Origin of the sequence: Streptomyces sp. WMMC1477, assembly GCF_027460245.1 — a bacterium.
Taxonomy (GTDB): domain Bacteria; phylum Actinomycetota; class Actinomycetes; order Streptomycetales; family Streptomycetaceae; genus Streptomyces.
Genome location: NZ_JAPZBD010000003.1, coordinates 3,572,610 through 3,598,294, shown reverse-complemented (window position 1 = coordinate 3,598,294; position 25,685 = coordinate 3,572,610). Strand labels below are relative to the sequence as shown.

The following is a 25,685-nucleotide window of genomic DNA, read 5'->3' as shown; positions in this document are numbered from 1 at the left end:
ACCTCAGTCCGCGAAGGCGGCGGCCGCTGCCTTCTCCAGCTCGGCGGCGGTGGCCTTCGGGTCGGAGGGGTCGCGCAGGAAGTCCTGGAGGATCTTCCACTCGCCCTTGCCGACCGTGCCGCCGAACGCCGCGGGCGCCTGGTCGGACATGTCGAACCGCACCGAGTCTCCGGCCTCGATCAGGGACTGGGCGGTCTGCCGGGTGAGGTCGTCCTTGTAGGAGGAGAGGTCCAGCGCCTTGTTCGGGGAGATGTAGCCGCCCGCCTCGGCCCACACGGCGGCCGCGTCCGGGCTCGCCAGGAACTCCAGCAGGGCCATGGCTGCCTTCTGCTCGCCGCCGTCCTTGAGCACGACGGCCGCGTCGCCGCCGCTGACCACGGGCGCCTCGCCGCCGTCGACCGCCGGGAACGGGAAGAAGTCGGCGTCCTCACCGAGCGTCTTGCCGTGGTCGCCGGTGACCAGGCCGCCGACGAAGTCGCCCTCGTAGACCATGCCCGCCTTCGGCTCGGGGCCGAAGACCTTCTGCACGGAGGTGGGGAAGTCGGTGCGCAGGGCGCCCTGGGCGCCGTCGGCGAGGAGGTCGTCGTCGGAGAAGAGCTCGCCGAGCGTGGTGAGCGCGTCGACGACGCTCTGGTCCGTCCACGGCAGCGTGTGCTCAGCCAGCTGGTCGTACTTCTCCGGGCCCGCCTGGGAGAGGTAGACGTTCTCGAACCAGTCGGTGAGGGTCCAGCCGTCCTGCCCGGCCACGGCGAAGGCGGGCAGCCCGGAGTCGGACACCGTCCCCGCGGTCTCCATCAGCTGCGCGTAGGTCGTCGGCGGCTCGACGCCGGCCTGGTCGAAAGCGTCCGGGCTGTACCAGACGAGCGACTTGTGGGCGGCCTTGAAGTAGACGCCGTAGTAGTCGCCGTCGACCGTGCCGTACTCCTTCCAGACGTTGGCGAAGTTCTGCGTCGCCGCCTGCTCGACGTCCGAGGACAGCGGCGTCAGCCAGCCCTCTTGGGCGAACTGCTGGAGGACGCCGACCTGCGGCACCATGACGACCTCGGGCGCGTCGCCGCCCTTGATCTTGCTGCCGATGACCGTGGAGACGTTGTCGCCGGTGGCCAGGTACTCGGTCTTGATCCCGGTCTCGTCGGTGAACGCCTCCAGCACCCGCTGGAAGTTCTCCTCCTCCGTACCCGTCCACACGCCCGCGACGGTGATCGTCTTGCCGCTGAGCTCGCCGTCCGAGGCCGGGCCCGTGACGTCGTCGCCGTCACCGCACGCGGCGGCGGTGAGGGCCAGGGTCAGGGCGGCGGCGGCCGCGGTCGCGGTGCGCCGGGCCCGGCGGGCGGGGCGGTTGGTGGTGCGTCTCATCTCTGGTGTCCCTTCAGGGGGTTCAGCGGGGTTCGGGGATGTCGGCCGTCGCCTCGGCCGGGGCTTCGGTGATCGGGTCGCTCATGTACCAGGCGGCGGTCGAGCCCGGCAGGACACCCTCCTGACACGGGCCGCTGGCCAGCAGCGGAGCGTGCGGAACGGGCGACGGCACCGGGTCGGTGAGGAAGTTGACGGCGCAGACCAGCCCGTCGCCGCGGACGAACGCCAGCACGCCCGGCGGCGTCTCCAGCCAGCGCAGCGAGCCCTCGCCCAACTGCGGCAGGCTGCGCCGCAAGTGGAGGCCGTCGCGGTAGAGGTGCCACGACGAGCGGGTGTCGGCGAGGGCGCGGTCGGTGGCGTGCTCGGCGAAGTACGCGGGCTGCGGCAGCCACGGGCGGGCGGCGGTCGCGCCGGGGGCGGCGGCCGTGAAGCCGAAGGGCGAGGCGTGCCCGCTCCACGGCAGCGGCACCCGGCAGCCGTCCCGGACCCGCGCGCGGCTGCCGGTGCGGCGGAAGATGGGGTCGGTGAGGACGTCGTCCGGCAGGTCCACGACCTCGGGCAGGCCCAGCTCCTCGCCCTGGTAGACGTAGGCGGCTCCCGGCAGCGCCAGCATGAGCAGGGCGGCGGCGCGGGCACGGGCAGCGCCGAGGGTGCCGCCCTCGGAGCCGCCGCCCGCGTACCGGGTCACCGTGCGCACCTGGTCGTGGTTGTTGAGCACCCACGTGAGAGTCGACCCGGTGCCGGCGATGTCCCGCATGGCCTCGCTGATCGTGCGGTGGAACGCCTCGGCGTCCCAGGGGGCGCTCAGCAGGTCGAAGAAGAACGCCTGGTGCAGTTCGTCGGGCCGGACGTAGCGGGCGTGCTCCCGGGCGGTCGGCACGGAGACCTCGCCGACCAGGAGCCGCTCCCGGCCGTCGCGGGCGGCGTACTCGTCGCACACCGCCCGCCACGCGCGCCAGACCCGGTGGACCTCCTCCTGGTTCCAGGCCAGCGGGTTGACCGAGTCGCGGGCGCGCTCGTCGGCCTCCGGGTCGGGCGAGTCGGGCAGTTCGGGGTGCTTGTAGAGGCCCGCGGCGACGTCGATGCGGAAGCCGTCCGCGCCCCGGTCCAGCCAGAACCGCAGGGTCCCGTCGAAGTCCTCGGCGACCTCGGGGTTCCGCCAGTTCCAGTCGGGCTGTTCGGGCGTGAAGAGGTGCAGGTACCACTGGCCGGGCGTGCCGTCCGGCTCGGTGACGCGGGTCCATGCCGGGCCACCGAACATGGCGCGCCAGTTGTTGGGCGGTTCGCCGCCGTCCGGGCCGCGGCCGTCGGCGAAGTGGAACCGGTCGCGGGCGGCGCTGCCGGGCCCGGCGGCCAGGGCGTCGCGGAAGTGCGGGTGCTCGACGGAGCAGTGGTTGGGGACGATGTCCAGGAGGACCCGGATGCCCAGGCGCCGGGCGTCGGTCACCAGCCGGTCGAACTCGTCGAGGTCGCCGTAGACGGGGTCGACGTCGCGGTAGTCGGCGACGTCGTAGCCGTGGTCGTGCTGGGGCGAGGGGTAGAAGGGGCTGAGCCAGATGCCGTCGACCCCGAGCTTCTTGAGGTAGGGCAGCCCCGAGCGGACGCCGGCGAGATCCCCGATGCCGTCGCCGGTGCTGTCCAGGAAGCTCCGGACGTAGACCTGGTAGATCACGGCATCTCGCCACCAGTGGCGTTGCCGGCCCAGGTGGGGGAGAGAGCCGTCTCCGGCCGTTGCTGTGAGCATCCCGCTGACCTCGACTTTTTGTGCTGTGCGTTCCGTTGGTGCGCGGCCACGGGCCGTATGCACCGTCGTTATGCATGCATGTTAAGTAGCGACTTCACGGGGGTGTCAACGCCTTACCGACCGGTATCGTGGAGGAGGCCAGCTCATGACGGGGGATCGTGACGTGCCCGAGACCCGGGCATGCCTAACGTGTAACTAGGGCCGCGCCGGGAGAAGGGGCGACGGACGGACCGGGCCCTGCGGCCGGGCGCCCGGCCGCAGGGCCCGGTCAGCCGGCGTCGGCGATCCGGGCCAGCTCCCGCCCGAGGCGGGCGACGGCGTCCTCCGGCGACTGCCGCAGCGCCAGCGTGTCGTGCACGACCGCCTGCACGGCCAGGCTGACCTGGTCGTACCGGGCGCTCTTGGGCCGGGGTTCGGCGGCCAGCACGCTCTCCCGCAGCGCGGGCAGGTACGGGTGTTCGCGCACGAGCTCCGGGTCGGCGTACAGGTCGGCGCGCACCGGGGGCAGCGAGCCGTCCGTCAGCACACGGCGCTGCACGCGCTCGCTCGTCAGGTACGCGATCAGGTCCGCCGCCGAGTCCGGGTGGCGGGAGTGGGTGGAGACGGCGAGGTTGGAGCCGCCCAGCACGCTCGTGCCCGGGCCGTCCAGCCCGGGCAGCGGCACGGTGCCGAACTTCCCGGCCACCTCCGAGCCGGGCGCACCGGCCAGCCCGTGCACGTAGGGCCAGTTGCGCAGGAAGAGCAGCTCGCCGTTCTGGAACGCGAGCCGGGACTCCTCCTCCTTGTAGCTCAGGGCCTCCCACGGTATCCAGCCGTCCCGCACCCCGTCGGCCAGGAAGGTCAGGCCCTTCGCGGCGGCGGCCGAGTCGACGGTCACCCGCGTGCCCTCGTCGTCCAGGAACGAGCCGCCCGCGGAGCGGACGACCTCCACCGCGTTCGCCGTCAGCCCCTCGTACGGCAGGAACTGGCCCGCGTAGCCCTCCAGCCCGTGCGCCGGCGCGATCGTCCTCGCCTGCCGCTCCAGCTCTGCCCAGGTGTGCGGCGGCTCCTCGCCCTCCCGGTCCAGGACGTCCTTGCGGTAGTACAACAGCCCCGCGTTCGTCACGTACGGGACGGCGTACAGCTCGCCGCCGAACGTCGCCGTGTCGACGACCGGCGCGAGGAAGGACTTCAGCGGGAAGTCGTCGCGGTTCAGCGGGTTGATCCAGCCGGCCGCGGCGAACTCCGACGTCCAGGCGACGTCGATGTTGAGCACGTCGAACCGCTCGCTGCCCGAGCGCAGCTCGGTGATCATCTGGGCCCGCGTCTCGTCCGCCGAGTCCGGGAGCTCGACGAGGGTGACCTCTTCTCCGGGATGCGTGCGGTTCCACCCGTCGAGGAGGGGACCGAGGTACTCGGTGAGGTCACCGGCCGTCGCCAGCGTCAGCGGACCGCGCTCACCGCCCCCGCTCAGGGACGGGACGCCGCATCCGGCATAGGCCGCCAGCAGCACGGCACCGGCCAGCAGCCCTCTGCCCGCGGCACGCTTCCACCGCATCGGTCCTCCCGGCCACCGGCTCCCTCGCACGGCCTTCCCGCCCATGTATACCTGTTAGGCATACGCGATACTAGGGGTGCACGAGCACCACAGGGCCGGGAGGAGGAGACCGCCGTTGCGTCTCCCGCTCCTGGCCCTCCTGGCCCGCGGACCGGCCCACGGCTACGAGCTGAAGCAGGCCCTTGAGTCCCTGCTGGGCGCCGCGTACCCTCAGCCCAACATCGGCCAGATCTACGTCACCCTCGGCAGGCTGGAGAAGGCCGGGCTCATCCTCGGCGAGGAGGTCGAGCAGAGCAACCGGCCGAACAAGCGGACCTACCGGCTCACCGACGCCGGACGTGAGGCCGTGGAGTCGTGGTTCGAGGAGACGGCCGCCGAGCCACGCGTGCGGGACGAGTTCTTCATGAAGCTCGCGCTCGCCCCGCACTCCGGCATGGCGGACCCGGTCACGCTGATCAACAACCAACGGCGCCAGTACCTGAACACCATGCGCGACCTGTCCAAACTCGCGGCGACCGAAGACCGCGACAACCGCGTCGCCCATCTGCTCATCGAGGGCGCCATGCTGCATCTGCAGGCCGACCTCGACTGGCTGGAGCTCTGCCAGGAGGAGCTGGATTGAGAAGGTCACGCGCGGCTTCCGACGCGCCACCCGCCCCCGGCGGGCACGGCGGCGAGCCCATCGTGCGCGCCGAGGGGCTCGCCAAGACCCACCACGGCGAGGGCACCCCCGTACCGGCGGTGCGCGGCGTCGACCTGAGCGTGGGGCGCGGCGAGTTCGTCGCGGTCACCGGGCCCTCCGGCGCCGGCAAGTCCACCCTCCTGCACCTCCTCGGCGGCCTCCAGCGCCCCGACGAGGGCAGCCTGTGGATCGACGGCCGGTGCGTCGACGGCTACAACGAGGCCCGCTGGGCTGTGCTGCGCCGCCGCAGCATCGGCGTCGTCTTCCAGTTCTTCAACCTCATCTCCGACCTCACCGTCGCCGACAACGTCGAGTTGCCCGCCCTCCTCGCCGGCACCGGGCCCAAGGCCGCCCGCGCCGCCCGCGAGGAGCTGCTGGAGGAGCTCGGGCTCGGCGGCAAGGAGCACGCCATGCCCGGGGAGCTCTCCGGTGGCGAGCAGCAGCGCGTGGCCCTCGCCCGGGCCCTGGTCAACCGGCCGGCCCTGCTCCTCGCCGACGAGCCCGCCGGCAGCCTCGACAGCAGGGGTACCCGCGAGGTGCTGCGCATGCTCTCCCGCTTCCACCAGCGCGGCCAGACCATCGTCCTGGTCACCCACGACGCCCGGGTGGCCAGCGCCGCCGACCGCGTCATCAGCTTCTTCGACGGCCGCATAGCCGACGACGCGCACCTCGGCGGCACCCCGGACCGCCCCCGCACGGGCGGCGTGTCGGGCACGCTGGAACTGAAGGACTGAGCCACCGTGCGGGCCGTACTGCGCTGGGCACACGCCGACCTGCGGGCACACCGCGGCGAGGCCCTGTTCATCCTGCTGGCCACCGCGGGCATCACAGCCTCCCTCCTGCTCGCCGGGGCCCTCTTCAGCTACGCGGCGAACCCCTGGCAGCGGGTCTTCACCCAGTCCGAGGGCGCCCACGTGTGGCTCCACACCCGCGCGGACACCGACGACGCCGCCGTCCTCGGCCTCTCCCGGCTCGCCGAGGTCTCCGACGTCGCCGGGCCCTACCGCACCACCCGCACCGCCGCCTCGTCCCCGAGCGCCGAGGCCGCCGTGGAGCTGCGCGCCACCGGCCCCGAGCTGCCCGGCACCGCCCGCCCCCTGCTCGTCACCGGCCGCTGGCTCACCGCCGAGGACACCGGGACGCCGGACGGGGAGTCCGGTGGCAGCCCGTCGCAGGTCTCCCCGCACCCCGGCGTCGTCCTGGAGGAGTCGCTCGCCACGGCCCTCGGCGCCTCCCCCGGCGACACCGTCACCGTGCCCGGCGAGGACCGGGGGCGGCATCCGCTCACCGTCGTCGGCGTCGTGGAGACCGCCGAGCCCGGGTACCGGCCCGGCGAGCGCCCCGGCACCGCGTGGGTCCTCCCCGGCACGCTCTCGGGCGTGGCCCCCGGCGGCGTGGGGTACACCGTCGGGCTGCGGCTCACCGACCCCGCCGACACCGACTTCATCGTGCAGCGCGCCGTCACCGCGCTCGGCGCCGACCGGGTCGCCCGGGTCACCAAGTGGCAGCAGGCCCGCGCCGAGGCCGAGGGCGGTGACCGGCTCCTCGGGCTGCTGCTCGCCGTGTTCGGGCTCGGCGCGCTCCTGGCCGCCGGGCTCGCCGCCTACGGCGCCATCAACGCGCGCGTCCGCGGCCAGCTCCGCGACATCGCCGTCGTCAAGGCCGTCGGCTTCACCCCGGCCCAGGTCGTCAGCGCCTTCCTCCTCCAGCACCTCACCTACGCCGTCGTGGGCGTCGCCACCGGAACGGCCGCCATCACCGTGCTCGGCGACCGCATACCCGGCCGCATCGGCGAGGCCGCCGGCGTCTGGGACGACCTGCGCGGCCACACCTCCCTGCTGCTCTGCATCCCCGCCGCCGCCGTACTGTTCATCGCCGCCGCCACCTCGCTCGCCGCCTGGCGCGCCGGACGCGTCCCGCCCGTGCCCGCCGCCCGCGCCGCGCTGCCCGCCGGGCGACGGCTCTCCCCGCCCGCCCGCCACGCCCTCGGCCTGCGGCTGCCGCCCGCGCTCGTCCTCGGCTGGCGCGGGGCGTTCGCCGGCGGCCCGCGCCGCCCGCGCACCCTCACCTCGGTCGCCCGCCTGTCCGTGCCGCTCCTCATCATCACCGTCGCGCTCACCGCCTGGACCACGGTGGACCGCTTCCGCACGGAACCGGCCGAGGTCGGCATGCCCGCCGCTCTCACCGCCCGCGTGACGGACCCGGGCGCGGTCACCGACGCCGAGGCCCGCCGCGTCCTCGTCTCCCACTCCGGCGTGGCCGCCGCGCTCCCCGGCGCCGAGGTCGCCGCCCTCGTCCCCGGCCAGACCGGCACCATCGCCCTGCGCGGCCTCGGCAGCACCGCGGAGCCCTACCCGTTCACCGTCGCCGACGGGCGCCTTCCGACCGGCCCGGACGAGGCCGTGGCCGGGCAGGGCCTGCTCGACCTGCTGGACGTCGAGGTCGGCGACTGGGTGCGCATGACGGTCGAGGGCCGCCCCCAGATCCTGCACATCGTGGGGCGCAGCATCGAGCCCGACAAGAACGGCCGCGTCATCTCCACCTCCCTCGACACGCTGAACGAACGCGATCCCGGCCTGCGCCCCGCCTTCTACCAGCTCGTCCTGGACGAGGACGCCGACGCCGGGGCCGTGCGCGAGGAGCTGGCGCGGAGGGCCGGGCCTGCCCTGGAGATCAGCAAGACGCCCTCCTTCACCGACGGGCTCGCCCCCGCGCGGGTCGTCTTCGTCGGCGTCATCGTCGTGCTGGCCCTCATCGGTCTCACCGAGCTGCTCACCACGATCGGCGCGACCGTCCGCGACCGCGGCCGCGACCTGCTGGCGCTCAAGGCCATCGGGCTCACCCCCCGGCAGATCAGTGCCGTCATCGTCCTCGCCACCGGGTTCACGGCGCTGGCCGCCGCCGTCCTGGGCATCACCCTCGGCGTGCCGGCCGGGCGCCTGCTCGTGGACGCGCAGGGCGAGGCGTCGGGCATCGGCGCCGGCATCGCCGTGGCGCCCCCCGTCCCGGTACTGGCCGGGGTCGCGGCGGCGGCCGTCCTCGGCGCCGTCGCGGTCTCCGCGCTGCCCGCCGCCCGCGCCGCCCGCCGCCGTCTCGCCGACTCCCTCAGCGAGACCCTGTAGCCGCGCCGCCGTCCCGGATCGCGCGTCCGCCCGCGTCCCGGAACCGCCGGCCGATGAGATCGGTGCGGCGGTCCGGTCGATACAGGGGAAGGACACGATCCGAGGAGAGGGAGAAGGCGACCGTGAAGCTCACCACCACCACGTGGATCTCCGTCGACGGCGTGATGCAGGGGCTCGGCGGCGCCGACGAGGACCGCCGCGGCGGCTTCGAGCGCGGCGGATGGGCCATGCCGCTGTTCGACGAGGAGGCCGCGACGTTCCTGAACGGGGTGTACCGGCGCGCCGACGCGTTCCTGTTCGGCCGGCGGACGTACGAGACGCCGCGCTCGGCCTCGTGTCATCGCGCTCCACCCCGAGAGGGGTGACGATCCAGGTCTACCGCCCCGCGGGCCGACCGCGGTACGCGACCGCCAGCCCGACGCCGGACCACCGCACCCGGCCGGGAGACGAGCGGCCCGGTACCGCTGACCGGGCCGGCGGCTGAACACGTCAGGCGGAGGCGCTGGGGATCGGGCGGGCGGTCAGGGCGTAGAGCGCCTGTTCGTCTCCGGCGACGACGTGCACCCGGTGCCCGCAGGTGAGATTTCTGCGCTGCGTTTCCTGGGTCATCTCGTCGGAAAGCCACACCCGGAAAATCCGGCCGGGATTGGGAGTGGCCGAGGGCCTCTCCACGACGCGCAGGGCCGATTCCGGCAGCGCCCCTTTTCCCGGGATCGGGTCGAGGGCACCGGCGAGCCGTTCGGCCTGGCCGCGCAGCCACACCAGGGCCAGCCGGGAGGTGGGCGCCCGGTGTTCGGCCAGCAGCACCGGGGCCCGGATGACGTCGAAGGGGTGGGCGACGACGTCGCAGAGGTAGCCCTCGTCGTTCCGCGCGCTCATCGGCGCCCCTCCAGCCCGGCGAGGTGTTCCCGCACGACGCGGCTCAACTCCACCGCCCGGCGGCGCAGATCCCCCGTGCCCGGGGGCTGGGCGGGTCGGCCGCAGTGGTGTTCGGCCTGCCTGCGCAGCAGGGCGGCGCAGTCCCGCATGAGCCGGGCGCACTCGGTACAGCCCGTCACGACGCCGCTCCCCTGCGGACGACGTCCGCCAGGCGCCGGGCCACGGACGGCGGCACGCTGCCGAGTTCGACGAGGCGGACGGTTCCGTAGGACGGCGAGTCCCAGACGCGTTCGTCCACGTGCAGGCTCGGCAGGCGCAGCCCCGCCGCGTGCAGCGCACCGCGCAACTCCTCGGCGGCGCTTTCCGCTTCCGCCGCGAATCCTTCAGCGATCACGTCGTACTCCCGTCGAACCAATTCTCGAACACCAGCCGGATAAGGGGTGTTCGCCACTTCCGGTGATTCCAGAATCGGCATTTCCGCGTACGATCTGAAGAGGCTTCACCTCCCCTAAACCTTGATGGGAAAAAGGAGTTGTCCCTATGGGCAGGCCAGCTCGTCCGCTGACGCCACACCGTTCCGCCCGTCATCTGTTCGGCGCCGAGATCCGCAGACACCGTGAGCTGGCCGGAATGAGCCTGGAGCGGCTCGCGGACATCGTCAACTACAGCAAGAGCCATCTCGCCCGCATCGAGACGGCCGAGGCGATGGTGCCCCCGACGCTTCCCGCCCGACTCGACGCGGCGTTCGGCTCCGACGGCCTGTTCGAACGCCTCTACGGCCTCGCGCGGACCGAGATCCACCCGGACCGCTACCGCCGCCGGATGGAGCTGGAGGCACAGGCCCGGGTGATCGACGAGTACGCGGGCCACCTCGTCCCCGGCCTGTTCCAGACCGAGCCGTACGCCCACGCCGTCTTCCGGGTGCACAACGACACCGCGTCGGCGGAGGAGATCGAGGAGAAGGTCGCGGCCCGGATGAGCCGCCAGACGCTCCTGCACTCGAAGTCGCTGGCGGAGGTGTCGGTGATCCTGGACGAGGCGGTGATCCGGCGCCCGGTCGGCGGCCGGGAGGTGATGCGCGAGCAGCTCCGGCGGCTGGCCGTGCTGGCCGACACCCCGAACACCGTGATGCAGCTGCTGCCCTTCACCCATGGGGAACACGCCCTGCTGGGAGGGGCGTTGACGCTCATGACGCTCGGCGACCGCTCGTGCGTGGCCTACGAGGAGAGCATTGACAGCGGCACCCTGTTCGAGGACGAGGAGCGGGTCGCGGCGCGGCGCCGGGCGTACGATCGGCTTCGGGCGCACGCCCTCTCGCCGAAGGAAACGGCGGCGATCCTCACGGCAGCTTCGGAGGCACTGTCACCATGAGCGAGCTCTCCCCGGCCCGGGCCCGGGCGGTCTGGGTCAAGTCCAGCTACAGCAACGGCGGAGGCGGCGGCTGCGTCGAGTGGGCTCCGGCCCTCGCCGCGAGCGGCACCGTGCCCGTCCGTGACTCGAAGGTCCCCGACGGACCCACCCTCGCCTTCCCCGGCGCGGGCTGGGCCGCCTTCGTCACCGCCGTCAAGGGCGACCGCCTCCCCGGCTGACACCGGCGGCGGGGCGAGCGTCCACACTGGGGACATGTCGAAACGCGAGCGTCAGGACAAGGAGCTGTGCCCGTGCGGGCGCCCGGCCGGGTACGCGCAGTGCTGCGGCCGGCTGCACACCCGCGAGGCGACGGCGGGCACCCCGGAGGAGCTGATGCGCTCGCGCTACAGCGCCTTCGCCCTGCGGGACGTCGACTACCTGCTCCGCACGTGGCACCCCGACACCCGGCCCGCCGAGCTCCGTCCGGACCCGGCGCGGACCTGGCTACGGCTCGACGTGCTCGGCAGCTCCGACGGCGGGCCCTTCGGCACGGAGGGCTTCGTCGAGTTCCGCGCGCACTACGCCGAGCCCGGCGGTGTCGGCTCCCTGCACGAGCGCAGCCGCTTCGTCCGGCACCGGGGCGCGTGGGTCTACGTGGACGGCGAGACCGACTGACGCCCGGGGCTCGGGCCGGCCCGGGCCGGCCCGGGCTGGTCCCGGCTGGTCCCGGCTGGTCCCGGAGACGGCGAGGGCGCCGTCAGCGCCGCCGGTTCTGTGTGGCGGTGCTGACGGCGCCCGGTGGACGGTGCGCCGTTCGGGACGGGTCGGACCGGTCAGGCGTCCACGGCCTCGAACTTGGGCCCGTAGTTGCCCATCACGACCTTGAGCGTCTCGTAGCCGCCGTCGCGGTCCGGGCCGCCGTACTCGGTCCACGCCTGGCAGACGTAACCGGTGTCGGCGTCCAGGTCCACGGCCTTGGCGACGGGCAGCTCCTCGCAGGCGAGCTTCTCGGCCTCGCGGCCCTCACCCCAGGTCGTCCACAGCTCGTGGTGCACGGCCTTGGCGACGAGCAGGCCCTTCTGGGGCTTGGCGTTGTACATGGTGAGGAAGTCGCCCTCCTCGTACTTGTCGCTGATGGTGACCTCGTACGGGATCTCCGCACCCTCGTACGTCGCGGTGCACTTGCTGGTGGCGCCGGCCTTCTGGGTCACGCCGTCCGGACAGGTGGCGCTCGTCTCGCCGTCGGCCCCGGCCGCACGCAGGACCGACTCGCGCAGCTTGTACTCGACCTGCGCCGTGAAGTCCGCGCCGGACTCCGGCTTCCCGGGCGGCTCGGGGTCCTCGTCCTCGGCCTTGACGACGTCCTGGTCGGGCCCGGTGACCTTGACCGGCAGCTCCTCCTGCCCGGCCCCCGTGTCGGCCTTTGGCTCGTCGTCGCTCCCCGGAGTGCGGTCGGCCTTGGCCGCGGAGTCCTTCTTGCCCCCGTCGCGCTCTCCGCCCCCGTCGTCGGAACCGCCACAGCCGGTGACGAGCAGACCGGCGGCGACGAGCCCTGTGATCATTTTCGGATATCGCATGGTCAGAAGCCTATAGGCGTACCGCACCGCGACGATCGCCCCGGTTACCGACCTGTGAACACCGTGACGCGATCGTCGAGTCGAACGGGTTCGCCCCCGGACGCGCTTGCCGCCCCGGACGGGTGACCACGGAGAGGGCCACTGCCCTGACTCGGCGACCCGCGCCAGACTGGCGATATGGCCGACGCACTGCACCTCACCGCCGCGATCACCCACGAAGGCGAGTGGTACGTGGCCCGCTGTCTCCAGGTCGAAGTCACCTCTCAGGGGTCCCCCTGACGGGCACCGCCGTGGCGGTCGTCAGCCCGGCCCCGGCCGGTAGCCGGTCAGCGCGTGGCGGTGGAGCCAGGCGGTGAGGGCCTCGGCGATGGCCTGGGGCTGGTCCTCGGGGGCGTGATGGCCGGCGGGACCGCAGTGGCGGGTCTCCAGAGCGGCGATGTTGGCCGCGCACCAGGCGGCCAGCTCCTCGCCGATCAGCAGCGTGGGCGAGGAGTCGAAGGTGAGGAGCAGCTTGGGGACGTCCGCGCTCGCCGTCAGCCACGCGCCGTACCGCCCGACGCGGGCGGCGACGTCGGCGGGCTCGCCGTCGAGCGGGAGGGAGCGCGCCCACTCCAGCATCGGACGGCGGCTCTCCCGGGTGGGGTAGGGGGCCCGGTACGCCCGCAGGTCCGCCTCGCCGACCGGGTTCAGCACGCCACCGGTGAACGCGCTCTCCAGGAAGGCGTTCTCGTCCAGTACGAGGGTCTCGCCCCGGGGTCCGCGCATGGCCTCGGCCCGGGAGCGCGGGCCGTCCCCCAGTTCGGCCCAGGTCATGGGCCGCACGATGGCCTCCAGGAACGCGAGGCCGCGGACCCGCCCGGGGTGGCGGGCCGCCAGGTCGAAGGCGAGCGCGCCTCCCCAGTCATGGCCGACGAGCACGACGTCGTCCAGGCCCAGGCGGTCGAACCAGCCGTCCAGGTAGCGGGCGTGGTCGGCGAAGCGGTAGGGAACCGCGGGCTTGCCGGAGCGGCCCATGCCGATGAGGTCCGGGGCGAGCAGACGGGCGCGCACGTCCACGGCGGGCAGCACGTTGCGCCACAGGTGCGAGGAGCTCGGGTTGCCGTGCAGGAACACGACGGGGGCCCCGCTGCCGGTCTCCTCGTGGAACATCGTCGAGTCGAGCACACGTGTCACTGGCACGACTGCCTCCGCGTTTCGCTAGTGTCACTAACGTTTGCCGTTGACCGTCAACCTATTCCGTTAGTGGGACTAACGCAACGACTAGGGTGGCGCCATGGCCGACAACACCCCCGACACCACTCACCCCGACGACCGCCAGCCCACCGCCGCACGGCTGCGGAAGCTGCCGACCAGGCTGATGTCGCTCGCCGCGATCCACTCGGACCGGCTCGTGAACGAGGCGTTGGCCCGCGCGGACGCCCGGAAGTGGCACTACGCGGTGCTCGCCACGCTGGAGGAGTCCGGAGCCGTGAGCCAGGCGGAACTGAGCAGCCGCACGGGCATCTACCGGAGCGACATGGTCGCCGTCGTCAACGAGCTGGCGGAGCGACGGCTCGTCGGGCGCTCCCCCGACCCCGCCGACCGCCGGCGGAACGTCGTCACCATCACCCGGCAGGGCCGCGCGCGGCTGCGTCGGCTGGACGAACTGCTGGCCACGGCGGAGGACGCGGTGCTCGCACCCCTGACGGTCCCGGAGCGCGAGCAGCTGACCCGGCTCCTCGCCACCCTCGTCGACCACCACGGCCGCACCATGTGACCGCGTTCGCACCGGCGCCGGGAACCCGGGCGCGGCGCGCGGACAGGGGAGGGGTGTGGAGACGAACCAGCGGGAGTTGAGACGCCGGTTGCGGGCCGGCGAGGCGGAGGCCTTCGGGGAACTGTTCGACGCCTACGCGCGCTCGGTCTACAACCACGCCTTCCGGCTGACGGGTGACTGGTCGGCCGCCGAGGACGTCGTGTCGCTGACGTTCCTGGAGGCGTGGCGACTGCGGGGGCGGGTGGACCCGGAGGGCGGATCGGTGCGGCCCTGGCTGCTCGGGGTGGCCACCAACGTCACCCGCAACACCCGCCGGGCCGCGCGGCGGTACGGCGAGGCCGTGGCCCGGCTCCCGCCGCCCGAGGAGCAGCGGGACTTCGCCGACGAGGTCGCCTCCCGGATCGACGACCGCAGACAGATCGAACTCGTGCGCGCCGCACTGGGCGCCCTGAACCGCCGGGAGCGGGAGGTGCTCGCGCTGTGCGTCTGGTCCGGGCTCGAATACGCCGCCGCCGCGAAGGCGTTGGGCGTCCCGGTCGGCACGGTCCGCTCCCGGCTCTCCCGGGCCAGGAGAAAACTCGCGAAAGCCGTGGAACCACCCGAAGGGCGCGGACAGGTCAGAGGTAGCCGGATACGCACGGCCAGGACCATCCAGGAGGGCCAACCATGAGCGACCACCCTGCCGGACGTGCGAACGCATCCGAGCTGCCCGAGCGGGACCTCCCGCCGGGCCGACACGCACTACTCCGGGAGCAGTTGATGACCGAACTGAGGCGCCAGGAGCACGAGGAGCCGGGAGAGCGGAAGCACACGGGTCGCCGCACCCCCGGGTGGGTGCGGCGACGCGGCACCGGAGATGGGCGGTCCCCCCGCCCTCGGCTGCTGCGGCCCGCGCTCGGCGTCGCCGCGGTGGCGGCGGCGACCGCGGCCGTGCTCACCCTGACTCCCGCCCTCGGCGGAGTGCAGGAGAGCCAGATGATCGACCAGCGGGCGGTGGCGCTGCTGGAGGACGTGGCGCTGGCGGCCGAGAGCCGGAAGGCACCGGCGGAGATCCGCGACGACCAGTACGTGTACGTGCTCAGCAAGGGCGCCTACCGCACGTACTTCCAGGAAGGGAAGACCCGCATCGACCCGCCGCAGAAGCGGGAGCTGTGGACGGCGGTGGACGGCAGCCGCGAGGGCTTGCTCGTCGACGAGGGGCACTTCGGCGGCAGGACGGCGACGGAGCCGGACACGCCGGGCCTCCCGACGAACACCAGCTACCGGAGTCTCCAGCGTCTGCCCACCGACCCGCAGGAGATGCGCGACTGGCTCTACGAGCACGCCTCCGACAACGAGTTCGATGACGACCACAACGCGTTCGTGCTGGTGGGGGACATGGTCCGGGAGACGCTGCTGCCGCCGGACGTCGCCGCCGCGCTGTTCCGAGCCGCCGGGACCATCCCCGGCGTGGAGGTGCGGGACCACGTGAGGGACGCCGCGGGGCGGGAGGGTATCGCGGTGACCAGGGAGAGCCGCGGGGAACGGACGGAGATCGTCTTCGACCGCACGACCAAGGAGTACCTCGGTGAGCGCACCGTGCGCACGGAGAAGGACGAGCACAACGGTCTGAGCAGGGGTGACCTGATCGGCCAGAGCGCAGTGCTGGAACGCGCGGTCGTCGACCGTACGGGCGAGCGCCCGTAGCCGTCCTGCACGCCGGCCGGAGGTGACCGTCCGGGGCGGGCGGTGCCGACGCCCGCCCCGGACGGAATACGCGCTCGGGGGCGCCGGTTGCCTTGCGGTGTGCACCCCTCTCCGGAGCCGCCCAGCGGTATACACCCTCTCCTCGCCGGGCGCTTCAGCCCCGACCGCTTCGACCCGTCGGCGGCTGTCGACGACGGCGCTCTCGGCCTCCTGCTGGAGGCAGCGCGGTGGGCACCGTCGGCGGGGAACTCCCAGCCCTGGGGCTTCTTCACCGGCAGGCCCGGTGAGCCCGAGCACGACCGGCTGCTCCCCCACCTCGCGCCGAGCTCGGCCCGCTGGGCGACGGACGCGGGCCTGCTCGTCGTCGCGCTGACCCGTCGGCACGTCGGTGACACGTCGCTGCTCTACTCCGAGTTCGCGGACTACGACCTCGGCCAGGCCGTCGCCCACATGACGGTCCAGGCCCAGGCCATGGGGCTGGCCGCGCACCAGTTCCGGGCCTTCGACCTGGAGGGGCTGACGAAGGAGCTCGACCCGGCCCCGGGCTGGGCGATCGTCTCCATGGTCGCGGTGGGCACGGCGGCGGGCGGTCCGCCGAAGGGCCGTGACCGGCACAGCGTCGCGCACCTGCGCGCCGGTCCCTGGTCACCGGCGGAGTAGCCGCCGGTCGGGCCCCTCTCGGGGTGTCCGGCTCACGCGGCCGGCCGGGCCCCTGCCCCGCGTGGTCGGCGCGGCGGTGACGCGGGGCGCGGGGCGCGGTTCAGTCGTCGACGCGGTCGGCCAGGGCGGTGAACTGGTCCCAGGTGAGGGAGGGTTCGGCCGGGTCCCAGAGCTTCTGGGCCGTGGCGGTCAGGGGCAGGCGGATGCCGTCGGCGACCTGGGCCGGGGTCTGGGCTCCCGACTGGTCGCACCAGACGGCGAAGCGCCCGCCGGGGACGCGGTCGGCGTTCGCGTACTCCTCGGGGACGGGTGCGGAGCCGCGCAGGACGTCGGGCGTCCACTCCTCGTAAATGGCCTCACCCGTCGGATAGACGAACTCGTTCGGCTCGCCGAGCACGTAGTACAGGTACTTGCTGTTGAGGTTGACGAGGTTCCAGCCCTCTTCGAGGTAGGAGACGGGCTCGCGGGCGCCGATCTCACGGCCCGTCCAGTAGGTCACCTCGCGGGGACGGCTCGGGGTGACGACGCCGTCGGCGTGCATGCCGTCGTTCCACACCTGGGGCAGCTTGCCCTGTTCGCGGACGGTCGCGGCGCGGTCGTTGAGCCAGGCGGTGGCGAGGTCCTGGATGCCGGCCTCGGAGCCGTACTCGTCCTCGGCTGCCTGCTGGAGCCCGGGGAAGGACGCGGCGGGGTCGGAGCGCATGAGGGGGACGTACTCGTCGCCGCCGAGGTGGAACCGGCGGGCGGGGAACAGCTCGGCGTACTCGTCGAGGAGCTCGTCGAGCAGGCGGGCCGCGGCCGGGTCGGTGATGTCGACGGCCCCGCGGACGGGGTCGCCGTCGGCGTCGCGGAGCTGGAGCTCCGGGTGGGCGTCGAGGACGGCGCCGAGGTGGCCGGGGGAGTCGATCTCGGGGATGACCGTGATGTGGAGGGACTCGGCCAGCTCGATGAGCTCGCGCACCTGGTCCTTGGTGAGGTGCTGCTCGGAGACGATCTCGGGGTGGCTCTCGCTCTCGACGCGGAACCCCTGGTCGTCGGCGAAGTGCAGGTGGAGCTGGTTGAGCTTGAGGTCGGCCATCTCGCGGATGCGGTCGGCGAGCCAGTCGGCGCTGAAGTGCTTGCGGGCGGTGTCGACGAGCAGCCCGCGCTGGGGGCGGTCGGGCGAGTCGCGTATCTCACCCTCGGACATCCGGCCCTGGGCGCGGAGGGCCTGGACGAGGGTGCGCGTGCCGTAGAAGACACCGGTGTCGGCGCGGCTGGTGATCTGGACCTGGCCGTCGGCCGTGGTGAGGGTGTAGCCCTCACGTCCGCCGAGGGCGTTCTCCCGGAGGGTCAGCTCGACGTCTCCGGAGCGGGCCGGACCCTCGGTGGTCTCGACGCCGAGCTCGCGGGCGAGGAGGCGGGCCTCGTCGGCCAGGGGGCTGTCGGGGTCGGCGACGACGCGGGTGTCCTCGCCGGGCTCCCAGCCGGGGCCGCTGCCGGGGTTCCACTCACGGACGGAGGGTATGGAGCTCGGCTCGGGGGAGGGCGAGGGCCGGGCCGAGGGGGAGTCGGTGGCGGCGGGCCCGCCGGGGGCGGGTGGCTCCTCCTTGACCTGGGTGGCGGTGAACACGCTGCCCGCCGCGATGGTGAGGGCGACGGCGCCCACGATCGCGTACCGCTGTCGGGCCTGGCGCCGGTCGTCCGGTTGGCGTCCGGTCGGCTGCGCCCCTCGGTTGGCGGACATACCCCGCACTGTAGGGCGAGACGGCGCAGAGGTCGCGTCGAGCACGTGAGGGCGGACGCGGACCGCGGGACGCCGGGCGCCCGGAACCGGCGCGGCCTTCCCCGCCACGCCGTCCCGCCGGGACGACACCCGACGGACGAGCCCGACGGACGACGGGCAACCCCGCCGGGGGCGACGACCGGTCCCGTTCGGGTGAAATTCGCGTATCCGTCGGAGTGTGTGGCGCCTCGCCCGTTACGGTGGCCCGCGTGGTGTCCGCCGCCGGGCGCCCGGGACGGCACCGATAGCCCATTCGAGTGCCACGCCCGGGTTTCCGCCGTCCCGCCCTCCTCCCTTACGGTTTCCGTCGGTTCCCTCCGCTTTCACCGCCGAAGACCTCCGACAGCGCCCGAAACCCCCGACGCCCCCTTCACCCCTCCCGAGGAGTCCATGCGCCTGCCCGCCCAGCGCGGCCCGCGCACGCCGCTCGACCGGCTGAACGTCGCCCCCGTCGAGGCCGCCGTGTCCACTCTCCTCGGCTGCTACGGCAGCCGGCGCTGGGCGGAACGGGTGACCGAGCACCGTCCGTACCCGAACGACGACGCTCTGCTCGCGGCGGCCGAGGAGGCGAGCTACGACCTGCGGGAGGCGGACATCCTGGAGGCCTGGGCGGCGGAGTCGGCCGCCCAGCAGCCGGTGAGCGACGGGCCGGGCGCGCTGGTGGCGCACACGGCGCTGCGTGCGGCCCAGGCGGCGTACGAGAGCAAGTTCGGGCACGCGTTCGTGATCTGCCTGGACGGGCTCCCGCCGGACGAGCGGCTGAACGCGCTGCTGGACGGGATCCGGGCCCGGCTGGGGAACTCCCCCGAGGAGGAGCGAGGGGTGGCCGCGGACGCGCTGCGCGCGCTGGCACTGGCGCGGTTGCGGCGTGTCGTCTCGGACGCGGCGACGCCCCGGACACCTCACAGCCCGTAGTCCGTCCGTGCCTGATTGATCACATCTTTGCCCCCCACGCAAGCGAACCGACAAGGCGTCGCTACGATGGCCGCGGCCGGTGGACCGTACCCGGCCGGGCCCGACCGACACTGAAGCCGGCAGGCCCTTTCCCCGCTCCCGGAGGGTATTTCCGTGCCGGCTGGAACGCTGTACCGCGGCCGGGAAGGCATGTGGTCCTGGGTGGCTCACCGAGTCACCGGCGTCCTCATCTTCTTCTTCCTGTTCGTGCATGTCCTGGACACGTCTTTGGTCAGGGTCTCGCCCGAGGCCTATGACGACACCATCGCGCTCTACAAGCACCCCGTCGTGGCGCTGATGGAGTACGGCCTCATGGCGGCCGTCCTCTTCCACGCGCTGAACGGCCTGCGGGTCATCGCCGTGGACTTCTGGTCGAAGGGCGCGCGCTACCAGAAGCAGATGCTGTGGACCGTCGTCGGCATCTGGACCGTGCTCATGGCCGGTGCCTTCTGGCCCGTCCTCTCGCACGCGATCCACGAAGTCTTCGGGAGCTGATGCGCGATGTCCGTGATTCTCGACTCCAACAGCAACGGCCCGTCGGTGGAGAACCCGGCGCCCGTGATCGAGGCGCCCCGCGCCCGTAGCGCCCGCTCGCCCAAGGCGACGCGCGGCAACTTCGAGCTGTACGGCTGGCTGTTCATGCGCGCCTCCGGCGTGCTGCTGACCTTCCTGGTGATCGGCCACCTGCTGATCCAGCTCGTGCTGGACGGCGGCGTCACCCGCATCGGCTTCGCCTTCGTCGCCGGCCGCTGGGCCTCGCCGTTCTGGCAGGCGTGGGACCTGATCATGCTCTGGCTGGCCACGCTGCACGGCGCCAACGGCCTGCGCACGATCATCAACGACTACGCCGAGCGGCCGGGCACCCGGTTCTGGCTCAAGTGGCTGCTCTACGCCGCCACCGCATTCACCGTCCTCCTGGGCACGCTGGTGATCTTCACCTTCGACCCGAACATCCGCTGAGGGCTGAGGTAACCCGCTGATGAAGATCCACAAGTACGACACCGTCATCGTCGGCGCCGGCGGCGCGGGCATGCGGGCGGCGATCGAGTCGACGAAGCGCTGCCGCACCGCGGTCCTCACCAAGCTGTATCCGACGCGTTCGCACACCGGCGCCGCCCAGGGCGGCATGGCCGCGGCCCTCGCGAACGTGGAGGAGGACAACTGGGAGTGGCACACCTTCGACACGGTCAAGGGCGGTGACTACCTGGTCGACCAGGACGCCGCCGAGATCCTGGCGAAGGAGGCGATCGACGCCGTCCTCGACCTGGAGAAGATGGGTCTGCCGTTCAACCGGACCCCGAACGGCACCATCGACCAGCGCCGCTTCGGCGGTCACAGCCGCAACCACGGCGAGGCGCCGGTGCGCCGGTCCTGCTACGCGGCGGACCGCACCGGTCACATGATCCTCCAGACGCTGTACCAGAACTGCATGAAGGAGGGCGTGGAGTTCTACAACGAGTTCTACGTGCTGGACCTCCTCCTGCGCGAGGTGGACGGCGTCAGGCGCACCGCCGGCGTCGTGGCCTACGACCTGGCCACCGGCGAGGTGCACGTCTTCCAGGCGAAGTCCGTCATCTTCGCCTCGGGCGGCAACGGCAAGTTCTTCAAGGTCTCCTCCAACGCCCACACCCTCACCGGTGACGGGCAGGCCGCCGCGTTCCGGCGCGGGCTGCCGCTGGAGGACATGGAGTTCTTCCAGTTCCACCCGACCGGCATCTGGCGCATGGGTATCCTCCTCACCGAGGGTGCGCGCGGCGAGGGCGGCATCCTGCGCAACAAGGACGGCGAGCGCTTCATGGAGAAGTACGCGCCTGTCATGAAGGACCTCGCCTCCCGTGACGTCGTCTCCCGCTCGATCTACACCGAGATCCGCGAGGGACGCGGCTGCGGCCCCGAGGGCGACCACGTCTTCCTTGACCTGACGCACCTGCCGCCGGAGCAGCTCGACGCCAAGCTGCCCGACATCACGGAGTTCGCGCGGACCTACCTGGGCATCGAGCCCTACACGGACCCGATCCCGATCCAGCCGACCGCGCACTACGCGATGGGCGGCATCCCGACCAACGTCCAGGGCGAGGTGCTGGCGGACAACACCACCGTCGTGCCGGGCCTGTACGCGGCCGGCGAGGTGGCCTGCGTCTCGGTGCACGGCGCGAACCGGCTGGGCACCAACTCGCTGCTGGACATCAACGTGTTCGGCCGCCGCGCGGGCATCGCCGCCGCCGAGTACGCCGCGACGGCGGACCACGTCGAGCTGCCCGAGGCACCGGAGCAGTTCGTCGTGACCGAGGTCGAGCGGCTGCGCGACGCCACGGGCAGCGAGCGCGTCACCGACATCCGCAAGGCGCTCCAGGAGACCATGGACAAGAACGTCATGGTCTTCCGCACCGAGCAGACGCTCAAGGAGGCCGTGGACGACATCGCGGCGCTGCGCGAGCGGTACAAGAACGTCAGCGTGCAGGACAAGGGCAAGCGGTTCAACACCGACCTGCTGGAGGCCATCGAGCTGGGCAACCTGCTGGAGCTGGCCCAGGTGACGGCGGTCTCCGCGCTGGCCCGCAAGGAGTCCCGCGGCGGTCACTACCGCGAGGACTACCCGAACCGTGACGACGTCAACTTCATGCGCCACACCATGGCGTACCGCGAGGTCGGCGACGACGGCACCGAGTCGATCCGGCTGGACTACAAGCCGGTCGTGACGACCCGCTACCAGCCGATGGAGCGTAAGTACTGATGAGCACCCAGACCCTGGACAAGGCGGACGAGGTCAAGGACGCCACCCCGTACATCACCGCGACGTTCCGCATCCGCCGGTTCAACCCGGAGGTCTCGGCCGAGGCCACCTGGGAGGACTTCACGATCGAGATCGACCCGAAGGAGCGTGTCCTCGACGCCCTTCACAAGATCAAGTGGGAGGTGGACGGGACGCTGACGTTCCGCCGCTCCTGCGCGCACGGCATCTGCGGTTCGGACGCCATGCGGATCAACGGCCGCAACCGGCTGGCGTGCAAGACGCTGATCAAGGACATCAACCCGGACAAGCCGATCACCGTCGAGGCCATCAAGGGCCTCACCCTGCTCAAGGACCTGGTGGTCGACATGGAGCCGTTCTTCCAGGCCTACCGGGACGTGATGCCCTTCCTCGTGGCGGAGGGCAACGAGCCGACGCGTGAGCGGCTGCAGACCGCGGAGGACCGCGAGCGGTTCGACGACACCACCAAGTGCATCCTGTGCGCCGCCTGCACCTCCTCCTGCCCGGTGTTCTGGAACGACGGCCAGTACTTCGGCCCGGCGGCCATCGTCAACGCGCACCGCTTCATCTTCGACTCGCGTGACGACGCCGGGGAGCAGCGGCTGGAGATCCTCAACGACCGTGACGGCGTGTGGCGTTGCCGCACGACGTTCAACTGCACGGACGCCTGCCCGCGCGGCATCGAGGTCACCAAGGCGATCCAGGAGGTCAAGCGCGCGCTGATCACGCGTCGCTACTGACGCCGAGCGCCGGGCTTTCGGCCCCACGGTGAGGGTCCGGTGGTGTTCCGCACCACCGGACCCTCACCGCTTTCACGCCCCGCAGCGGGGCACGGGAACCGCGCGATCAGCCACAACGCGCCCGCAGCCGGCTGCCACGGGCAGTCCCTGCCCAGGCGGCGCCCGGCGCCGGGAGCTGCGCTCGCCAGCGCCCTGCGCCTCCGCGCGGGGCTCCCCAGCGCGCGGGCGGTCGCAGGCAGGGGCGGGGCCGACGTTATGTCGAGCGGAACCCGACCGGAATGTGATCTCCTTGACGCGGGGAGCGTGAGGGGGTCAGTCGGTATGACACAGCCGACGGGACGGAAGACGACCGGTCTGGCGGGCGTCGTGTTGGTCGTGCTGGCGGGCGTGCTGCTGGTCCGCACCGGGGGGCGGGAGCGGCCGCCGCGGCCGGTCACATACCGCCATCCGCGCCGGGGGCGGCTCTACGCCTGGGCCGGGGTGGTGGTCGTCGTGGCCGCGCTGGGATGGTGCGGGTTCGTCTCCGCGGACGCCGACCACGCCGCGGACCGCCCGCTGGGGGCCACGGCGTGGGGTATGAGCGCCGTGCTGCCGATGCTGCTGCACCGGGCCGGCGCCGTCACCGTCGTGGACGCCCGCGGCGTGCGCACGCGCGGCGGGCTCGCGGTGCGCCGCCGGTTCGCGCCCTGGCCGGAGGTCACCGGCGTCACGGTGAAGCTGACGCACCGCTGGGACGGCGCCGTGCACCGCGTGGTGGCGGTCCGCGCCGACGGCCGGGCCGTGCCCCTGGCGACGCCGGTGGGGTACGCCTGGCGCCCGTCGTCGATGGCGGCCCTGGGCGCGGCGCACGCCCGTGTCGTGGAGCACTGGGAGGCGGCCGGAGGCGGTCAGACCCCGGGGGAGGGCACCGGGCGCAGGACGAGGGTGACGAAGCCGAGCGTGCCGCGGTAGCCGTTCAGCCAGCCGTCGCGGTGTGCGGTGGCCCGGCGCAGGGCCTCGGTGCTGTGCGGGTCCCCGGGGTGGTCGAGTGCCCAGCGGGTGAGGGAACCCGTCCAGGACCACTCGTACTCGTCCCACTCCCCCAGCGTGCTGGTGTGGCCGTGGACGGGTGCCCAGCCCGCCTCGGTGACGCGGGCGACGGTTGCGGCGAGGTCGCCGAACTCCTCGCGCGTGGAACCGAGTTCCCTGAGCGTGGCGGCGTCCGGCTCGCGCTCCCAGAACCCCTCTCCGACGACGGCGACGCCGCCGGGGGCGAGATGGCGGCGGGCCGCCTCCAGTGTGGCCGGGAGCCCGCCGAAGGCGTGCGTGGCGCCGACGCACAGGACGACGTCGTACCCCTCTCCGGCGCGGAACTCGGCGGCGGGCGTCTCGTGCAGCGTCAGCCGGTCGGCGACGCCGAGGGCCTCGGCCTCGGCGCGGGCGAGCGCGAGGGCCTGCGCGTCGACGTCGACCCCCGCCGCGCGGGCCTGCGGGAACGCGGTGAGGGCGCGGTGCAGCCACGCGCCCCGACCGCAGCCGAGGTCGAGAAGCCGCGGCCGTGTTCGGCCCTGCACGGCCCGGCGCAGCAGCCGCTCGGTGTTCGCCTCGCTCAGCGGAGCCGCGACGGGATGATCGGAGTGGGCGTGGAGACTGGCGTTGAACGTCACCCGCGCAGTCTGGGCCGGACGGCCCAGAGGGGGCCAGCGATTTGCGCGAGGGGCCGCGCCATCCGCTCCGGAAGGTGTGACACCCCGGGGTTCACGAGGCGTAGGGAAACGTTTCAGCCAGTCGTTGACGCAGGCCTGACAAACAGCGTCCCCGGTGGCAGGCTGCTACGTCCAGACCGCTCAACTCGTCTGCCCGGGAAGCCGATCCGGACTCCCGGCCCCGCCGACCGTGCGCACACCCGCGCGGCTGTCGCAGAAGGAGTAGTCAGCGTGAGACGAACCCCTCGATCCCTCCTGGGCACCCTCGTCGCCGTCGGAGCCCTGATCGCCGGCGGGGCGCTGGCCACGCCGGCCGCGGCCGGCGACGCGCCCGACGTTGACGCTCCCAGCGCCAGCGCGCCCGACGTGGACTCCTTCACCGTCGACGCCCCCGACGTGGACGCGCCCGACGTGGACGTCCACCCGGCCGTCCACGTCGCGGCCGACACCTCCGCCGCCCAGGAGCGGGTCCGCGGCTACTGGACGGCGGACCGCATGCGCGACGCCGTACCGCTGGACCAGCTGGCCTCCGGCCGCGCCGACCGGCGCGGCGCGGCCGTCGAGGCCCGCGTCCCCGAGGGGCCGGCCAGCACCGTCACACCGGTGGCCCCGGCCGCCTCGCCCTCGGACGTCGGCACCCTGGCCTTCCCCGAGGGCGGCGCCCCCTGGACGGGCGGCGGGGAGATCACCACCACCGGCGGCCGGGTGTTCTTCACCTACCAGGGCCGCAACGCCTCCTGCTCCGGCAACGCCGTCAACAGCGCCAACGGCAGCACCGTCATGACGGCGGGACACTGCGTGAAGATGGACGGCGCCTGGCACACCAACTGGGTGTTCGTGCCCGGCTACCACGACGGCCAGGCTCCCTACGGCCAGTGGGCGGCCGAGGCCACCCTCGCCACACCGCAGTGGACGGCGAGCGAGGACATCAACTACGATGTCGGCGCCGCCGTCGTCACCGAGCTGAACGGACAGCGGCTCACCGACGTCGTCGGCGGGCAGGGCCTGTCGTTCAACAGCGGCTACAACCGGGAGATGTACGCCTTCGGCTTCCCGGCCGCCGACCCCTACGACGGCGAGACGTTCACCTACTGCAGCGGCACTAGCTTCCAGGACTTCTTCCTCTCCAGCGACCACGGGCTGTCCTGCGACATGACCGGCGGCTCCAGCGGCGGCCCCTGGCTGACCGACTTCGACGAGACGACCGGCACCGGCCTGCAGACGTCGGTGAACAGCTTCGGCTACGCGTTCTGGCCGGACACCATGTTCGGCCCGTACTTCGGTGACGACGCCCGCAACCTGTACGACGAGGCGCAGGCCCTCTGACCCACCCTCCGGGCCCCGCGCGGGCCCGGTCCGCACTCCCGGGGGCTCCGCCCCGCCCCACACCCCGGGGCGGGGCGGAGCCCCCGGCGCTCGCGGGGGTACCACCAGCCGAAG

General features: G+C 72.9%; 28 protein-coding genes. 18 read left to right on the top strand and 10 right to left on the bottom strand.

Annotation, left to right across the window (positions count from 1 at the left end):
- Nucleotides 1-3: 3 nt before the first annotated feature.
- From O7609_RS16180 to O7609_RS16170, 3 genes are all read right to left on the bottom strand, one after another.
- Nucleotides 4-1,356 carry an ABC transporter substrate-binding protein gene (locus O7609_RS16180; RefSeq protein WP_269736259.1) on the bottom strand — a complete coding sequence of 451 codons (1,353 nt, stop codon included), beginning with the start codon at nt 1,354-1,356 and terminating at the stop codon, nt 4-6.
- Nucleotides 1,357-1,378: 22 nt separating this feature from the next.
- Complete coding sequence (locus tag O7609_RS16175; RefSeq protein WP_269743775.1) at nt 1,379-3,100, bottom strand: glycoside hydrolase family 13 protein; 1,722 nt, start codon at nt 3,098-3,100, stop codon at nt 1,379-1,381.
- 268 nt (nt 3,101-3,368) lie between these two features.
- Nucleotides 3,369-4,637 carry an ABC transporter substrate-binding protein gene (locus O7609_RS16170; RefSeq protein WP_269743774.1) on the bottom strand — a complete coding sequence of 423 codons (1,269 nt, stop codon included), beginning with the start codon at nt 4,635-4,637 and terminating at the stop codon, nt 3,369-3,371.
- 115 nt (nt 4,638-4,752) lie between these two features.
- On the opposite strand from O7609_RS16170, the gene O7609_RS16165 reads away from it, so the two are divergent.
- The 4 genes from O7609_RS16165 to O7609_RS16150 all read left to right on the top strand — a co-directional run bounded on the left by O7609_RS16165 (nt 4,753) and on the right by O7609_RS16150 (nt 8,806).
- The gene (locus O7609_RS16165; protein ID WP_269736262.1) at nt 4,753-5,259 is read left to right on the top strand and encodes a PadR family transcriptional regulator; all 507 of its coding nucleotides are present in this window, start codon (nt 4,753-4,755) and stop codon (nt 5,257-5,259) included.
- Entirely contained in the window at nt 5,256-6,053 is a 798-nt protein-coding gene (locus tag O7609_RS16160) for an ABC transporter ATP-binding protein (protein WP_269736263.1), read from the top strand. The genes O7609_RS16165 and O7609_RS16160 overlap by 4 nt, the downstream gene beginning before the upstream one ends.
- Nucleotides 6,054-6,059: 6 nt before the next feature.
- A complete protein-coding gene (locus O7609_RS16155) occupies nt 6,060-8,441 on the top strand; it encodes an ABC transporter permease (protein WP_269743773.1) in 2,382 nt (793 codons plus the stop codon).
- A gap of 122 nt (nt 8,442-8,563) precedes the next feature.
- Nucleotides 8,564-8,806 carry a hypothetical protein gene (locus O7609_RS16150; RefSeq protein WP_269736265.1) on the top strand — a complete coding sequence of 81 codons (243 nt, stop codon included), beginning with the start codon at nt 8,564-8,566 and terminating at the stop codon, nt 8,804-8,806.
- A gap of 124 nt (nt 8,807-8,930) precedes the next feature.
- Here O7609_RS16150 and O7609_RS16145 read toward each other — a convergent pair whose 3' ends face one another.
- The 3 genes from O7609_RS16145 to O7609_RS16135 are packed head-to-tail and all read right to left on the bottom strand — an operon-like array spanning nt 8,931 to nt 9,714.
- A complete protein-coding gene (locus tag O7609_RS16145; protein WP_269743772.1) occupies nt 8,931-9,320 on the bottom strand; it encodes a hypothetical protein in 390 nt (129 codons plus the stop codon).
- On the bottom strand, nt 9,317-9,499 hold the full coding sequence (locus O7609_RS16140) for a hypothetical protein (protein ID WP_269736267.1): 183 nt from the start codon (nt 9,497-9,499) through the stop codon (nt 9,317-9,319). The genes O7609_RS16145 and O7609_RS16140 overlap by 4 nt, the downstream gene beginning before the upstream one ends.
- A complete protein-coding gene (locus O7609_RS16135; RefSeq protein WP_269736268.1) occupies nt 9,496-9,714 on the bottom strand; it encodes a hypothetical protein in 219 nt (72 codons plus the stop codon). Before O7609_RS16135 ends, O7609_RS16140 begins: the two co-directional genes overlap by 4 nt.
- A 146-nt stretch (nt 9,715-9,860) precedes the next feature.
- Here O7609_RS16135 and O7609_RS16130 point away from each other — a divergent pair, with 146 nt between their 5' ends.
- From O7609_RS16130 to O7609_RS16120, 3 genes are read left to right on the top strand one after another with little or no spacing between them, the layout of a single operon-like run.
- Nucleotides 9,861-10,691, top strand: a complete 831-nt coding sequence (locus tag O7609_RS16130; protein WP_269736269.1) for a helix-turn-helix domain-containing protein — start codon at nt 9,861-9,863, stop codon at nt 10,689-10,691.
- The gene (locus tag O7609_RS16125) at nt 10,688-10,909 is read left to right on the top strand and encodes a DUF397 domain-containing protein (protein ID WP_269736270.1); all 222 of its coding nucleotides are present in this window, start codon (nt 10,688-10,690) and stop codon (nt 10,907-10,909) included. The genes O7609_RS16130 and O7609_RS16125 overlap by 4 nt, the downstream gene beginning before the upstream one ends.
- Before the next feature lie 34 nt (nt 10,910-10,943).
- Nucleotides 10,944-11,345: a YchJ family protein gene (locus O7609_RS16120; protein WP_269736271.1), complete on the top strand. Its 402-nt coding sequence runs from the start codon at nt 10,944-10,946 to the stop codon at nt 11,343-11,345.
- Nucleotides 11,346-11,503: 158 nt separating this feature from the next.
- On the opposite strand, the gene O7609_RS16115 is transcribed toward O7609_RS16120, so the two are convergent.
- Together O7609_RS16115 and O7609_RS16110 are read right to left on the bottom strand one after the other, a co-directional pair.
- Entirely contained in the window at nt 11,504-12,247 is a 744-nt protein-coding gene (locus tag O7609_RS16115) for a DUF4333 domain-containing protein (RefSeq protein ID WP_269736272.1), read from the bottom strand.
- Between the two features lie 300 nt (nt 12,248-12,547).
- A complete protein-coding gene (locus O7609_RS16110) occupies nt 12,548-13,426 on the bottom strand; it encodes a haloalkane dehalogenase (protein ID WP_269743771.1) in 879 nt (292 codons plus the stop codon).
- 94 nt (nt 13,427-13,520) lie between these two features.
- Between O7609_RS16110 and O7609_RS16105 the strand changes: the two genes are divergently transcribed.
- From O7609_RS16105 to O7609_RS16090, 4 genes are all read left to right on the top strand, one after another.
- The gene (locus O7609_RS16105; RefSeq protein ID WP_269736274.1) at nt 13,521-14,003 is read left to right on the top strand and encodes a MarR family winged helix-turn-helix transcriptional regulator; all 483 of its coding nucleotides are present in this window, start codon (nt 13,521-13,523) and stop codon (nt 14,001-14,003) included.
- Between the two features lie 55 nt (nt 14,004-14,058).
- Nucleotides 14,059-14,673, top strand: coding sequence for an RNA polymerase sigma factor (locus O7609_RS16100; protein WP_269743770.1), 615 nt, complete (start codon nt 14,059-14,061; stop codon nt 14,671-14,673).
- The gene (locus O7609_RS16095) at nt 14,670-15,689 is read left to right on the top strand and encodes a CU044_5270 family protein (RefSeq protein WP_269743769.1); all 1,020 of its coding nucleotides are present in this window, start codon (nt 14,670-14,672) and stop codon (nt 15,687-15,689) included. Before O7609_RS16100 ends, O7609_RS16095 begins: the two co-directional genes overlap by 4 nt.
- A 99-nt stretch (nt 15,690-15,788) precedes the next feature.
- Nucleotides 15,789-16,349, top strand: a complete 561-nt coding sequence (locus O7609_RS16090) for a nitroreductase family protein (RefSeq protein ID WP_269743768.1) — start codon at nt 15,789-15,791, stop codon at nt 16,347-16,349.
- A gap of 100 nt (nt 16,350-16,449) precedes the next feature.
- Here O7609_RS16090 and O7609_RS16085 read toward each other — a convergent pair whose 3' ends face one another.
- Nucleotides 16,450-18,075 (bottom strand): beta-N-acetylhexosaminidase, encoded by a 1,626-nt coding sequence (locus O7609_RS16085; RefSeq protein WP_269736278.1) that lies wholly within the window; start codon nt 18,073-18,075, stop codon nt 16,450-16,452.
- Between the two features lie 429 nt (nt 18,076-18,504).
- Here O7609_RS16085 and O7609_RS16080 point away from each other — a divergent pair, with 429 nt between their 5' ends.
- From O7609_RS16080 to O7609_RS16055, 6 genes are all read left to right on the top strand, one after another.
- Entirely contained in the window at nt 18,505-19,029 is a 525-nt protein-coding gene (locus O7609_RS16080; RefSeq protein WP_269736279.1) for a 2-oxo-4-hydroxy-4-carboxy-5-ureidoimidazoline decarboxylase, read from the top strand.
- A 153-nt stretch (nt 19,030-19,182) separates the two neighbouring features.
- Nucleotides 19,183-19,563, top strand: a complete 381-nt coding sequence (sdhC, locus tag O7609_RS16075) for a succinate dehydrogenase, cytochrome b556 subunit (protein ID WP_269736280.1) — start codon at nt 19,183-19,185, stop codon at nt 19,561-19,563.
- A gap of 6 nt (nt 19,564-19,569) precedes the next feature.
- Complete coding sequence (locus O7609_RS16070) at nt 19,570-20,028, top strand: succinate dehydrogenase hydrophobic membrane anchor subunit (RefSeq protein WP_269736281.1); 459 nt, start codon at nt 19,570-19,572, stop codon at nt 20,026-20,028.
- A 19-nt stretch (nt 20,029-20,047) separates the two neighbouring features.
- On the top strand, nt 20,048-21,802 hold the full coding sequence (gene sdhA / locus O7609_RS16065) for a succinate dehydrogenase flavoprotein subunit (RefSeq protein WP_269743767.1): 1,755 nt from the start codon (nt 20,048-20,050) through the stop codon (nt 21,800-21,802).
- Nucleotides 21,802-22,560: a succinate dehydrogenase iron-sulfur subunit gene (locus O7609_RS16060; protein WP_269736283.1), complete on the top strand. Its 759-nt coding sequence runs from the start codon at nt 21,802-21,804 to the stop codon at nt 22,558-22,560. The genes sdhA and O7609_RS16060 overlap by 1 nt, the downstream gene beginning before the upstream one ends.
- 321 nt (nt 22,561-22,881) lie before the next feature.
- Nucleotides 22,882-23,511 carry a PH domain-containing protein gene (locus tag O7609_RS16055; protein WP_269743766.1) on the top strand — a complete coding sequence of 210 codons (630 nt, stop codon included), beginning with the start codon at nt 22,882-22,884 and terminating at the stop codon, nt 23,509-23,511.
- Here O7609_RS16055 and O7609_RS16050 read toward each other — a convergent pair.
- Nucleotides 23,448-24,206, bottom strand: coding sequence for an SAM-dependent methyltransferase (locus tag O7609_RS16050; RefSeq protein WP_269743765.1), 759 nt, complete (start codon nt 24,204-24,206; stop codon nt 23,448-23,450). The genes O7609_RS16055 and O7609_RS16050 overlap by 64 nt on opposite strands.
- A gap of 270 nt (nt 24,207-24,476) precedes the next feature.
- Between O7609_RS16050 and O7609_RS16045 the strand changes: the two genes are divergently transcribed.
- A complete protein-coding gene (locus O7609_RS16045) occupies nt 24,477-25,571 on the top strand; it encodes a trypsin-like serine peptidase (protein ID WP_269743764.1) in 1,095 nt (364 codons plus the stop codon).
- Nucleotides 25,572-25,685 lie beyond the last annotated feature (114 nt).